This window comes from Marinomonas ostreistagni, assembly GCF_016888445.1.
Classification (GTDB): domain Bacteria; phylum Pseudomonadota; class Gammaproteobacteria; order Pseudomonadales; family Marinomonadaceae; genus Marinomonas; species Marinomonas ostreistagni.
Map to the genome: position 1 here is coordinate 1000278 of NZ_JAFEKF010000001.1, position 13291 is coordinate 1013568.

At 48.4% G+C, this 13291-nt stretch carries 8 protein-coding genes; 6 read left to right on the forward strand and 2 right to left on the reverse strand.

Annotated features, from left to right (window positions below; all coding sequences use genetic code 11):
- Positions 1 to 127 precede the first annotated feature (127 nt).
- Positions 128 to 3640, reverse strand: coding sequence for a type I restriction-modification system endonuclease (gene hsdR, locus JQX58_RS04800; protein ID WP_204145659.1), 3513 nt, complete (start codon positions 3638 to 3640; stop codon positions 128 to 130).
- A 164-nt stretch (positions 3641 to 3804) separates the two neighbouring features.
- Positions 3805 to 4989, reverse strand: coding sequence for a BaiN/RdsA family NAD(P)/FAD-dependent oxidoreductase (locus JQX58_RS04805; RefSeq protein WP_204145660.1), 1185 nt, complete (start codon positions 4987 to 4989; stop codon positions 3805 to 3807).
- 299 nt (positions 4990 to 5288) lie between these two features.
- On the opposite strand from JQX58_RS04805, the gene JQX58_RS04810 reads away from it, so the two are divergent.
- The 6 genes from JQX58_RS04810 to JQX58_RS04835 all read left to right on the forward strand — a co-directional run bounded on the left by JQX58_RS04810 (position 5289) and on the right by JQX58_RS04835 (position 13277).
- Positions 5289 to 5864: a hypothetical protein gene (locus JQX58_RS04810; RefSeq protein WP_204145661.1), complete on the forward strand. Its 576-nt coding sequence runs from the start codon at positions 5289 to 5291 to the stop codon at positions 5862 to 5864.
- Between the two features lie 132 nt (positions 5865 to 5996).
- Positions 5997 to 7292: an imelysin family protein gene (locus tag JQX58_RS04815; protein WP_204145662.1), complete on the forward strand. Its 1296-nt coding sequence runs from the start codon at positions 5997 to 5999 to the stop codon at positions 7290 to 7292.
- A 66-nt stretch (positions 7293 to 7358) separates the two neighbouring features.
- Positions 7359 to 8705: a di-heme oxidoreductase family protein gene (locus JQX58_RS04820; RefSeq protein ID WP_204145663.1), complete on the forward strand. Its 1347-nt coding sequence runs from the start codon at positions 7359 to 7361 to the stop codon at positions 8703 to 8705.
- A complete protein-coding gene (locus JQX58_RS04825; RefSeq protein ID WP_204145664.1) occupies positions 8705 to 9760 on the forward strand; it encodes an imelysin family protein in 1056 nt (351 codons plus the stop codon). The genes JQX58_RS04820 and JQX58_RS04825 overlap by 1 nt, the downstream gene beginning before the upstream one ends.
- A gap of 3 nt (positions 9761 to 9763) precedes the next feature.
- Positions 9764 to 10879 (forward strand): DUF1513 domain-containing protein, encoded by a 1116-nt coding sequence (locus JQX58_RS04830; protein ID WP_204145665.1) that lies wholly within the window; start codon positions 9764 to 9766, stop codon positions 10877 to 10879.
- 115 nt (positions 10880 to 10994) lie between these two features.
- A complete protein-coding gene (locus JQX58_RS04835) occupies positions 10995 to 13277 on the forward strand; it encodes a bifunctional diguanylate cyclase/phosphodiesterase (RefSeq protein ID WP_204145666.1) in 2283 nt (760 codons plus the stop codon).
- Positions 13278 to 13291: the final 14 nt, after the last annotated feature.

Genomic DNA, 13291 nt, shown 5'->3' on the forward strand with positions numbered 1-13291 from the left:
AATTATAGGTATACTGATTGGCTTAATCAAGGCTGATGCACTTAATTGAGACGTATTCGCACCGCTTAATAGCCTGAAAAATAATAAAAATATGGCCAACGTCTTATCTTTAACAAACATATCGCGATTAGCCTAGCTTGGGCCAAAGAGCGTCACTTAATTCATCCAGCACAGTGTCTAGTTGATCATCCAACACTTTATCAAATTGCTTAGCGCCACCCTGATCGGCAAAGCGCTGATTAATAAACTCTCTGTCGATAATGACTTCGTGGACCAGCTGCTTCGCAAGGCGGTCGAGCCATTTGCGCTGCTGACTTGACCATGAGTGACTGATGTAAATGTTTTCCATGGCTTGAGCAACGCGCGTCTCAAATGACAGTAGTGGCTCTCCCAGTGCGGCACGACGAATATGGCCGATAATATTCGCCGCGATATCTCGGTTCGTTTGATTGCGCACTGCCGTTCTGAGATTAGCTTCAGAGTAGCCCTGACTATCTAGCAAAAGAGTCACCTCTTTTAGCTGCTCGCGAGTTAAGTCACGTGGCTTATTAACAACTACAGCTAAGGCAGCGCTTTGGTTTATTTGCTCATTGATAAATGCATTGAAACTTTCTAGGTAATCTTCAGGTCGTGCGTGCGCGCCATAACTTTGTCGACGATCACGGATTTCATCCTGATGCGTCGAAATCACGGGCATACGATCACTACCCACGAGCATGCTTACTTCTGATAACTGGTTTAATAGCCCCGTGTGCTGGGTGACAAAATCCGCCGCACGCTGCGGGCCTAAATTCTGCAGATGTTTATGTAGCTCTTTTGGCTCTACACCCCAGAGTTGTTGCAACTCGTCTAGCTTAGTTTTGAGCGCTGGCTTTGATTCGGATGCTTTATCCGCTTTACGTAGTACACGCATCAGCTTTTGACTGAGCTGGCTCAGTATTACTTGAGCATGGTTCTCATCCGGCGTATCACCTGGGCTGTTCAGTGCTTGATCTAGCGTATAAGGATTGCTTAATTCGTCTACTAGCTGCTCTATGGTGACATTAGGATCTTTCACCAGCGGCTTCATAGTATTCACATCGCTTAAGGCTGCATAGATATCAACAGGATCGTAAATGCGAAATACTGTTTTGCCGATCTCATCACAACGACGTGTCGCACGGCCGATCATTTGCTCATATAGGATACGAGACTTAACTCGACGTAAGAATACAAGGTTACAGATTTTAGGTACGTCTATACCTGTAGTTAGTAAGTCAACGGTGATCGCTATATTAGGGTAACGCTCGTTTTTATAACGGCTTATTAATGTATCGACATGGTGACTTTGGCCGGTAATTTTTTCGACCGCGGCTTGATTGTATTGATCACCATAGAATGCTTTAAAAGCATTATCCAGCAAGCGCTTAACCATATCGGCATGGCTATCCGTGGCACAAAAAATCATGGTTTTTTCGTCGCCAAACGGGTCTAGCTCTTTCTCTGCCAGCTCATCACAAATGACTTTGTTGAAGCTTTCATTGATAACACGCTTATTAAAACCATCCACATCGAACTTAAGCTCGTCTTCTAGCTCTGCGGTATTGATAACACCCGTTTTCGTATCAATGGACTCAACACTCTCGCCTTTTTCGAACTTGATACCCTGCTGCGTTAATAAGGTTTCGTAGCGAATAGGCGGCTCGTGATCAATCAGCCAATCATCAGCAACCGCTTCACGATAGGAATAGGTATAAACTGGATGGCCGAAGATTTCTGATGTATGTTTGGCTGGCGTCGCGGTTAAAGCAATTTTCTTAGCGTCGAAGTATTCAAGCACTCTACGATAGCTGGACACATATTGACTAAAATCACGAGTAGCAAGCTCACCCTCGGTCATTTCCTGATCAAGCGTATAACCACGGTGGGCTTCATCAATAATGATACAGTCAAACTGATCGATAGACGGTGGAGCGTCTGACATAAAGATACGTTTGACCATGGCCTGCACCGTTGCCACCTGAATACGCGTTGCGGCTTCAGATGCCATATCGCCAAACTCAGCAATATTGTAAATCTGCGCAAGTGTGTGGTTTTGCTCAAGTGACGCTTCTTTAAAGGCATCAATTGCTTGCTTACCTAAGGCGGTACGGTCGACCAAAAACAAAATACGATTGAAACGCTCTGCTTTCAGAAAACGATAGATCAGACCAATAATAGTTCGTGTTTTACCTGTACCCGTCGCCATGGCTAGTAGAGCGTTTGGGGCATTGTGCTCTATGGCATTTTCTACCGACTGTATCGCTTTTACTTGGTAGTCACGCAGTTTTAGATAAGTGAAGCTTTCTTGATGAAGTTTGCGCTCAGATTCTTCTTTGTTACGTGTCAGTAAGTTATATAGACCATCTGGCGTGTGGAACTTTGGCAGCGCTCGTTTGGTGTTGCTGGGTTCACGCACATCTCTAAACCAGGTACCGGATTGCTCGGCTAGCTGTCGAATGTAGGGGCGTCCGTTACAGGAATAGACAAACGGAACTTTGTAGTGACCTTCGCTATCATCCGCCCAAGCAATAGTTCGCCCTGCAAGCTCCCAGGCAGGCTGCATGGTTTCATCTAAAGTGAAGCCTTTACTGTAAAACTCCGCTTGAGGGATTTTACCTGCCACATTGGTATTTTCTTTCTTAGCTTCTACGACAGCGATGGGCGTCAAACCACGAAATAGCACATAGTCCGCTCGACCTTTGTCATTCCCATCTTTGGTAGGCCATTCTGCAATCGCCTTGTTGACACCTTTTTCAGGGCGAACACCTTTCTTGTAGGTGAGCTCTTGGGTATCCGCTTGCCAGCCTTCTTGTTGTAACTGCTGGTCAATAATAATACGAGTTAACTCTTCACTAAGCGCTATATTTTGCCCTGCTGCGCGCGTATTGTTGGTGACTTGCTGCTTCTGTTGAGCAATCGCTTGTTCACCTTGTCGCGTAAGCTGTTGTTGTAAGGTTCGTAGTTTTTGCTCGTACTCTTTGCGCTGCGAATCTAAAGCTTGCTCATGTGCTTTAGCAAGCTCGGCCAACCCTTTAGATTCTTCATCCATCATCAGAGCAAGCGCTTCGTATTCTGCTTTCTCTTGTTTGATTAAGTCATTAAACCGTTCGCTCGTATCAAGCTGAACACTGGCCTTGGATAAATCATTTTTAAGATTTTCGATCTCTATCTGGAGCTGACGCAGCTGGGTGCTCGGGTCGGCAGGCGCAACAAATGGCCCCGGTTTAAAAGCTGTGCCTTGTTTACCAAACGACCGATGGAACCAGATGGCTAACTCGCGAGCGACTTTTAATCCGTTGAGCGCTTCTTTGTGGCGTGTTTTAAATTGATGTGTTGCTTTATTGCCCTCTATACGCAAAGTATGAAAAAGTTCGCGCACAGCGGGTTCAAAATCTAACTCGCGGTTTAACAGAAAAATTAAATCGACTTGAGTGGTCTTGTCATCAAACTCAACACCAGCTAACGACGCAATGTGTTGCGCTAAGGCTTCCCCCAACTGGCGTAACTTAATCAAAGTCGTGTTCGGATCACTAGCAAAGACTCGCTCAGCGCCAGCGGCTAGCTCTACAAAAAGAGGATCATGCTCTTCGAGAAAGAAAAAGTTTGATGATGTTTGCATTGTTCTACTGCTTCCATTCCGCTAACGAGTCATCCTAGCTTAGCGACTCGTGGCTAAGCTTGAGAAAATAAGTCTGAATTTACCACATACTAACACTTGTAAGGAACGTGTAAGCAAGTAAAGTTTGGCACTATCGCCAACAAACCTTAGTGTAGCTCAATCCCTTATACATACTGGGCTGCAGCGAATCCTGAAGACCAAGCAAACTGGAAGTTGTAGCCCCCTAAGAAGCCGGTGACGTCGAGTACTTCGCCAATAAAATACAGCCCTTTGACGTCGTTGCATTCAAAGGTTTTGGAGCTGACTTGGTCGGTGTCGATGCCGCCAAGGGTGACTTCGGCGGTACGGTAGCCTTCGGTGCCGTTGGGTTGTACATCAAAGTGCGTTAGGTATTGGATCAGTTGGTTGAGTTGGTCGTTGCCAAGCTCGGCCATAGGTTTGCTGATCCATGGTAGGTCTTGTTTGATGACTTCGACCAAGCGCTTGGGCAGTAGGTTGTTGAGCTCAGTTTCTAACGCGCGTTTAGGTTTGTCGTGGCGTTGTGTCTTGAAGTAGCTCTCTGGCTCGATATCAGGCAGTAGGTTGAGCTGTAGCTCATCCCCTGGTTGCCAGAAGTTACTGATCTGTAAGATTGCTGGGCCACTGATACCACGATGGGTAAACAGCATCGGTTCTTTAAAGCTCATGCCGTTGGCGCTGGCTTCGATGTCCACACTGACACCCGAGAGTGTGGATAACTTCTCTTTCATGGCCGGTTGGATGGTGATCGGCACCAAGCTCGCACGACGAGGCAGCACGGATAAGCCAAACTGCTCAGCGATCTGATAACCAAAGCCACTTGCCCCCAAAGTCGGGATCGATAAGCCACCGGTGGCGACCACCAGCGACTCACAGCTGTAATCGCCAGCAGAGGTTTTCAGCTTGAAGCCCTGGGTTGCTTGCTGCTCGATCGAAGCGATATGAGTATCCAGCTGAATGGTCGTGCCAGACCATTCACACTCGGTCAGCAAGATAGCGAGTAGATCTTTGGCGGAGTCTTGGCAGAAAAATTGCCCTGGGGCTTTTTCTACATACTCCAATCCATGACGCTCCACTAACTCAACAAAATCATGGGGCGTGTAGCGCTTTAAGGCAGAGATACAAAAATAAGGGTTCTGGGATAAGTAATGCTTAGGCGCCGCATCAAGGTTGGTGAAGTTACAACGCCCGCCCCCTGACATCAGTATTTTTTTGCCTGCTTTGTTGGCGTGATCAAGCACCAACACGCTGCGCCCACGATAAGCCGCTTGCGCCGCACAGAACAAACCGGCCGCTCCGGCCCCGATAATAATGACGTCAAAAGATTGCATGGTTACCCCTTTTTTAAGCAAGGCGGCATTATACCTGAGCCGTGTCACAGACGTATCCCTTTACGCAAAAGGCCTGCCAGCTTATTTCCACAGAAACCGTGAAAAAGACTGTGGGAAGATCTATTTTTTCCTTAAAAATCAACGGTATTTTTTAAATCAAGCATTTTTTTATAAATTCTTTCAGACCATGGTCGTAGGTCAAAAAGCGCACGATCGCACATTTTTGTAAAGAAAGTGCTTGTACATTTATACTGTTTGGATATACAGTACTGTTAATCCATACAGTAAAGGTAAATCAAATGAGCACCCTGATTGATTACTTACGCAACAAAACCTTCTACTTTGCATTCACGGCGGCGGTCATCGCGATGTACGCGCCAGCCAAAGATTTATTGGCCTTTGCCAGCCAGTCGGTCGCATCCGCCCAAATCGAGCTGACGACGATCTCGTTTGGCGGCAATCGCCCTTGGTCAAGTCAAAACGATCACAGCCCTTATGTGCGCGCTAGCCAATCGCTCAGCGCACCGCAAGAAATCTTTACTAAGTTCACCTTAAAGAACCCAAGTAACGAAGCGGTGACATACCGTAAAATCTGGCTCTACTTTGAACATCCAAATGGCAATCGTGAGTACACCACGGATTACACGCTTTATGACCCTGCGACACGCCAGCGCCTAATCGGCCGCTCAGTGGAGCTTGGCCCCAATAGCGAAGTAACAGTACTGGCCTCTTACCGCTTTATCCCAAGCTACCAGCAGAGCATGCCTGAGACGGTGTCGATTTCATGGGAAACGGACCCTAAGCTGCGCGATGCCAGTTGCCAATATAAGTTACCCACAGAATCACTGAGTCAATTCGGTGTAAACTGTGAATAACTGTCGCTGAGCCTTATATTGTGCAGAGATCAAAGTGCGCTATGCCTTTGATCTCTGTCTAATATTGACTATTGATAATCATTTTCATTTTTACTAGAATGCTTTCACAATTTGCATAAGGAGCAGTAAATAATGAAAAAAGTGTTGACCCCTATCGCAGCAGTGGTTGCTGCTGGTCTTTTAACAGCCTGTGGCTCACAAGCAGTTAAACAAGATGCTGTTGCAGTAACGCCAGAAAGCGTTGTTGTTCATTATGCAGACATCGCTGAAGCCGCTTACGGTGACTCATACACGACGGCTGTGACACTGCAAGAAGCTATCGACACGTTCTTAGATGCGCCAACCGAAGCGAATCTACAAGCAGCAAAAGATGCTTGGATCGAAGCACGTGTTCCTTACCAGCAAACAGAAGTTTACCGCTTCGGTAATGCGATCGTAGATGACTGGGAAGGCAAGGTTAACGCTTGGCCTCTAGACGAAGGTCTGATCGATTACGTATCAGCGACTTCTTACGGCTCAGAATCAGACATCAACCCACTGTACACAGCAAACGTGATCGCTAATGAATCACTGACTGTGGGTGGCCAAGAAATCGATGCTTCTGACATCACTCCTGAACTACTAGCTGATCACTTACAAGAAGCTGACGGTATCGAAGCCAACGTTGCAACTGGTTACCATGCGATCGAATTCCTACTATGGGGCCAAGATCTATACGGTACTGAGCCTGGTGCTGGTGAACGCCCAGCGACTGACTTTGATGTAGACAACTGCACCAATGGCAACTGTGAACGTCGTCGCGAATACCTAGCGGCAGCAACTGAGCTACTAGTCGATGACCTTAAGTACATGGCCGATGCTTGGAAACAAGGCGGTGAAGCACGCTCTGCTCTACTTAGCCAATCAACTGACGAAGGCCTAAGCACTATCCTAACGGGTATGGGCAGCTTGGCGTACGGTGAGCTAGGTGGCGAACGTACTAAACTTGGCCTAATGCTACACGATCCAGAAGAAGAGCATGATTGCTTCTCTGACAACACGCACTGGTCACACTACTACGACGCGAAAGGCATCGAAAACGTATACCTAGGTGAATACCAACGTGTAGACGGCAGCTGGGTTAAAGGTCCTTCTCTATCTGGTCTAGTTGCACAGCAAAATGCTGAGCTAGACAAAGAGATGAAATCTGATCTAAACGCGACGGAAGATGCGGGTCAAGCGATGGTTGATGCAGCGCAACAAGGTCAAACATTTGACGTATTGATCGCGATGAACAACGCCGAAGGCAACCAATTGGTGCAAAACTTCGTTGATTCTTTGGTAGATCAAACCCGTACTACAGAAGAAATCATCCGTACATTAGACCTACAAGGCATCGCTCTTGAAGGTTCTGATAGCTTGGACAACCCAGGCGCGGTATTCGAATAAGTTATTCGATTGTCTAAAAAGGGGTGACTCAGTCACCCCTTTTGTCGTTTAAGAAGATCACACACCATGGCTTTATCAATCCGTACACTCGTTGCTCTAATAAGCGCCAGCTTAGCAATGGAAGGGGTTGCAAGCAGTGATGCCTACAACCAACCTTTTAGCAACTTATCCGCTGAACAGAAGCAGTCGTTTATTTTGGGCGAAGGCGTGTTTGAGCGTTTTTGGGTGCCCTCGCCCTCTTCGACCACCGCCAGTGATGGCCTTGGGCCGCTTTTTAACGCCCGCTCTTGTCACAGCTGCCATGTCAACAGCGGTCGCGGCCATGCGCCCCGAGCCGATCAACTCGGCAGTGAAGTCCCGTCTTTTTTTATTCGCTTAGGCAGTAAGACCCGTAACACCAAAGATGGCGTGGTCGGCGATTTTATGTATGGCCGACAGTTTCATCCATTGAGCGCCACCAATGTCATGCCAGAAGGCGATTACCGCGTACATTGGGAAACCCAACAAGAAGTCTTCCCTGATGGTTATCAAGTCACCTTGCGCAAACCTGTATTAGACTGGCAAACGCTGAACTATGGCGAGTTTGCCGACGATACCGGCTTTTCCATGCGTGTGTCGCCGCCATTGGTAGGCATGGGGTTACTTGACGCTGTACCGACGGCAACGATTTTAGAATACGCCGATCCTGACGATGCTGATCAAGATGGCATCAGCGGCAAAGCCAATTGGATCGAGATCGACGGTGAGCCAAAGCTGGGTAAGTTTGGCCACAAAGCCAGCATGCCGTCGCTCACAGCGCAGAATCAATCTGCCTTTAATGGGGATTTGGGGCTATCGACACCGCTCTTCCCGGCACCGAGCGGCGATTGCACCGTAGCGCAAAAAGACTGCATGATCGCGCCCAATGGCAACAGTGCCCATATTGATAATCTTGAAGTGGGACACGAACAAACCCGCTTAGTCGACACTTACGTCGCTCTAAGCCGACCGCCCGCGATGCGCAATCTGGATCAAGCTTGGTTTAGAGAAGCCAAGCAGACCTTTGACGAGCTTAACTGCGGCAGCTGTCATCGTCCCAAACTGACCACCGGCGAAGCGACTTTTAGTGCCTTGTCGAATAGAGAGTTTTACCCATTTACTGATATGCTACTGCACGATATGGGCCCAGAGCTTGCCAACGGTTTTCCCGTGTTGCACGCCAATCCGCAAGAATGGCGCACGGCGCCACTGTGGGGCATTGGTCTGTCAGAGCAAGTGTCAGGACGCAACGGCTTTTTGCACGATGGCCGAGCGCAAACGATCGAAGAAGCCATTCTCTGGCATGGCGGAGAAGCCCAAGCCAGTAAACAGGCGTATAAGCAACTCAACGCCAACCAACGTACCTTATTTATTCGCTTTTTGGAGTCACTCTAATGTCATTCAATAAAAAAGTACTGACCACCGCATTTGCCTTACTCACTGGTAATGCGGCACTTGCTAATCCATGGGACGCAACGCTTGAGCAAATCCAGACACAGTACATTGTGCCGAAATATGACCAATTTAGCCAAAGCGCGAATCACCTAGCCGAGGCGACCCAAGCTCTGTGTGCACAGCCGAGCGAGGCACATTTAGCCGATGCCAAGCAAGCATTTTTAGACAATGTCGACGACTGGCAGCAGCTGCAGTGGTTGAACTTCGGCCCGATCACTTACTTTATGCGCTATTACGCTTACGAGTACTGGCCTGATAAAAAAGGCGTGACGCAGCGTCAATTGCGCTCACTGAGCGCGCAGCCAGAGATGATGGACGCGCCGAAGTTTTGGACCTCGGCGAGTATCGCCGTACGCGGCATGACCGCCATCGAATCGCTGCTGTACCACGGTGATTTTGATGTCATGTCACGCCGCAGCAACTGCGAAGTACTGCAAGCAGTGAGTCGCCATCACGCACAAACCACCCAAGACATTTTGAGCCAATGGCAAGACAGCCAAGCGACCGACTGGATTTTCCCAGAAGAAGGCAGCACTGTCTCAGCGGAGCATTTGGTGATCGAACAAATGGTACAGCAGTGGCTTGAGCACATGTCTGTGGTTAAAGACGCGAAGCTTGAAACGCCGATTGGCTACAATGATCGCCCTAACCTTAAATTGGCAGAATTCTACCGCAGCGAGCAATCTTTAGACGCCATCGAGACCAACCTCAAAGCGTACCGTCAGCTGTACCATGTAGGCTCGCCGTCTTTGTACGATACGGCTATGGAACTACAACCTGAGCAGGCCCAAGCGCTTGAGCAAGCTTTGGCCAATAGCTTAAAAATTGCGCTGCAACTACCCGATGATTACTTCACTGGCGACTATAGCCAAGAGCAGCGCGTCGACATGGCTAAACCGTTAGTGAAAGCTATTTCCAATAGCCAAACTCAGCTTACCAACTTAGTGACGGCGATGGGCTTTCAGATCGGCTTTAACAGCCGAGATGGAGATTAATGTATGGGCTTAAGTCGACGCGCATTTTTGGCTTCGTCTTTGGCGGCACTGTCGATCCCTACTTGGGCATCGGCAGTGCCTGTGGCCGCACAGGGCGAACTGTATTTCTCAGCTTTTTCTAAAAGCCAAACGGAGCACTTTATCGGAGCGTTTGCGGCCAACGGTAAGATGCTGTGGTCTATGGCGCTACCTAAGCGCGCTCATGCGCCAGTGGTACATCCGACACACTCGGTAGTCGGCGCGGTAGCCCGTCGCCCTGGTTTTTACATGGATTTCTTTAATCCACTTAACGGCGAACAAGTGAAGCGTATTGAGCCGACCAAAGAGCATCATTTCTACGGCCATGCGGTGTTTACCCAAGATGGTCACAAGCTGATCACACAAGAAAACCACTACCCGACCGGGCAAGGCAAAATCGTGATTCGTGCTTGGCCGAGCGCCGAGATTTTGGCCGAGTACGACAGCGGTGGTATCGGTCCGCACGAGTCAGTGCTGATGAATCAAGACACTCTGGTGATTGCTAATGGCGGGCTTAAAACGCACCCAGATAACGATCGCGAGATTCTAAACCTTGAAACCATGGCACCTAATGCGACCTATTTATCGCTCAGTGATGGCCGCGTGTTACAGCAAGTGAACCATGCGCCAGAGCTGCATAAGCTGAGTGTGCGCCACTTGGACGTCAATCAAGATGGCGTCGTGGCACTTGGCTTTCAGTACCAAGGGGAACTGTGGGAAAACGTACCTCTGGTAGCGCTTTCGCGCCAGGATTCAAACGAGTTTACTTATCTGGACATGCCCGAGCCCGTGCGCATGCGCTTTAAGCAGTACTGCGGCAGCGTCTGCTTTGATAAAAGCGGTGAGACCTTAGCGATCAGCACACCACGGGGTGGCTTTGTCGCTTATTGGGATGTCGCCAGCGGTGCGTTCCTGCGGGTGGATAATTGCCGCGATGTATGTGGCCTAGTCGCCACTGCCAATACCGGTGAATTTGTCATGACCAGCGGTACCGGTAAGCAACTACTGAGTCGTCCACGTGATCACCAAATAAGCATGCTAAATCAATTAGCTGAGGTGAAGTGGGACAATCATCTGCGACGCATTGATTTAGCTATATAATTTAACAAAAATGCATCATTATCAGGATGGTAAGACGCCTTTTTTTTAGGTATGGTTGAAACAATAGGTGCACAATTGATGCAACCTATTTTTTCATTCTTATTGTAGTAGTTTGATGTTTTTAAACCTTTTAAGACATTTTTTTCTGATCGATGATGCCGAACATGAAAGCGCTGATGCGGAGCCATTCCGCACCAGCGCTTTGCGTATTATGCTGGCGATTGCATTGCTGGCATTTAGCGCATTTGCCCTGCATAGCCTGTTTTTCATCGGTCGCAGTGAGTCACATCTACTGATTTCTCTGATCAGCTCGTCCTATGTCATATTATGTGGCGTATTACTGCTATTAAGTCAGTACTATCTAAAGTGGGTGGCGGCTGCCTTTTGTGGGGTGTTAGCCGTCACAGGCGTTGGTTTGTTGTGTCTTTCAGACAACACCAACGGTTATTACTTCGCTCTATTGGCGCTGTATTCCATCCCGCTGATTATCCGTATCTTTTATAGCTTCAAAGCCTCGATGATCGCCAGCGGCGCCAACGTCGGTGCCTTGGCATTAGGCTTACATGACACAGGCACCTTGAGCCAATATCTAACGGATCCTAGCCAAATTACCTCACTGCACTATCACTTCGCCGCTTTCGCCTTGCTCAATGTCGCCTTGCCGCTGGCCTTTTCACGCGTGTTAAATACCTTGCACATCACCATTGCGCGCTTAAAAAGCTTGGCAGAGCAACTTAATCATCACTCCGCGCTATACGAAGAAATCTTTGAGCATACGGGCACGCCGACGTTATTGTGTGACCGTAAAGGGCAGATTTTAAAGCTTAACCAGCATGCTCGAGAGTTGTTCCCAGAAGATGCTCGCCAGCGTATTGAAGGCACAAGAATTAATGACTGGGTCCACTCTACGTCGGATACGAACAACCGCTTCTTTTGGCAAAAGAACGCCTCAGAGTGTGTTTTTAAAGATAACGCCAGCAGCTTTTTAGAAGTGCACCGCTCTGCGCTGACCACTCATGGCTATTATGTTTTGCATCTACAAGATGTGACCCACTTACGCGCCTTGACCGAAGAGCTAGAGACAACCCAGCAAACTAACTCACGCCTGGCGCACTTTGACTCGTTGACGCGCCTACCTAATCACCAGAACTTTTGTAAGTTGGTCAACCGCCAACTGCGTGAAGCCAGTGAATACTACACTGGCGCGATGTTTATCATCCGTATCAGTCAGTTTAAATTGCTGAACAAACAGTACGGCCGTGAGCAATCCAACCGTGTGATTCTAAATTTTGCTAAGACTCTGCAAGCGCGTCTTTCAGATCAGACCATTACCAGTCGTTTGCGCGGTGTGAAGTTCGCCTGTTTTATGCCGATTGGTCAGACGCACTTGATCCAACGTAATTTACGCCTGCTGATCAAAAACGTGTTACCAGACCAAATCCGCATCGGCCAAGACTTACTCAACATCGACTATCAGATCGGCATCAGCTATTACCAAAATGCCAATGAAACGGCCGAAGAGCTACTTGAGCATTGTGAAATGGCGCTCGAGTATTCGACTTCCGCTGAGCGTATTGCATTTTTTGATCAGCAGCTTGAATCCAAACTTATCCAAGAACATAAGCTCGGCCTAGCGTTGGGCGAAGCGGTGAAAAATAAAGACATTCAGCTGTGGCTGCAGCCACAAGTGATTGGCGGTGGCGAGATCCGTTCGTTTGAGGCCCTGGCGCGCTGGCAGCTTAAAGACGGCGCTTATGTTTCTCCGATTGTGTTTATCAAGCTGGCGGAAGAACTTGGTTTGCTACCTAAATTGGCAGAAGGCTTAATACGTCAACTGGTCGATGTCTTGGCCGAATGGCACAAAGAACAAATACGCACGCCGATTGCCTTTAACTTGGCTGGGCAAGAGTTGATGAACGATGCCTTTTTCGCGCTTTTAATGTCGATGACCTCAGAGCACCCTTGGCTAAGCGATATGCTGGAGCTTGAAATCACAGAGACCAGCGCCGTAATGACGCATCCACTGATTCATAAGCGTTTGCGCACCTTGTCTCAGTATGGCTACTCGATCGCCATCGACGACTTTGGCACTGGGCAAGCGTCGCTTGGTCAACTGATCGATATCCCGGCTAATATTCTGAAAATCGATCGCCGTTTTGTAGCCCCGTTGCCAGATGATTCACGCCATTTAGACATCGTTAAATCGACCATTCAATTAGCCAAGTCGCTCAATATGAATGTCATTGCCGAAGGCATTGAAACGCGCGAACAAGCCAACCTCTTATTTGGGCTCGGCTGTGACACTCTACAAGGCTATTACTTCGGTAAGCCCTGCCCCATCACCGAATGGACCGCTAACAGCCATGAAAAAGCCAAGCAACTGCGCATGGTGTACTAGACATCAAACAATAC

Coding starts and splice junctions, on each gene's coding strand:
- JQX58_RS04820 (WP_204145663.1), top strand. CDS start 7,359: ATGGCTTTATCAATCCGTACACTCGTTGCTCTAATAAGCGCCAGCTTA.
- JQX58_RS04810 (WP_204145661.1), top strand. CDS start 5,289: ATGAGCACCCTGATTGATTACTTACGCAACAAAACCTTCTACTTTGCA.
- hsdR (WP_204145659.1), bottom strand. CDS start 3,640: ATGCAAACATCATCAAACTTTTTCTTTCTCGAAGAGCATGATCCTCTT.
- JQX58_RS04835 (WP_204145666.1), top strand. CDS start 10,995: ATGTTTTTAAACCTTTTAAGACATTTTTTTCTGATCGATGATGCCGAA.
- JQX58_RS04825 (WP_204145664.1), top strand. CDS start 8,705: ATGTCATTCAATAAAAAAGTACTGACCACCGCATTTGCCTTACTCACT.
- JQX58_RS04815 (WP_204145662.1), top strand. CDS start 5,997: ATGAAAAAAGTGTTGACCCCTATCGCAGCAGTGGTTGCTGCTGGTCTT.
- JQX58_RS04805 (WP_204145660.1), bottom strand. CDS start 4,989: ATGCAATCTTTTGACGTCATTATTATCGGGGCCGGAGCGGCCGGTTTG.
- JQX58_RS04830 (WP_204145665.1), top strand. CDS start 9,764: ATGGGCTTAAGTCGACGCGCATTTTTGGCTTCGTCTTTGGCGGCACTG.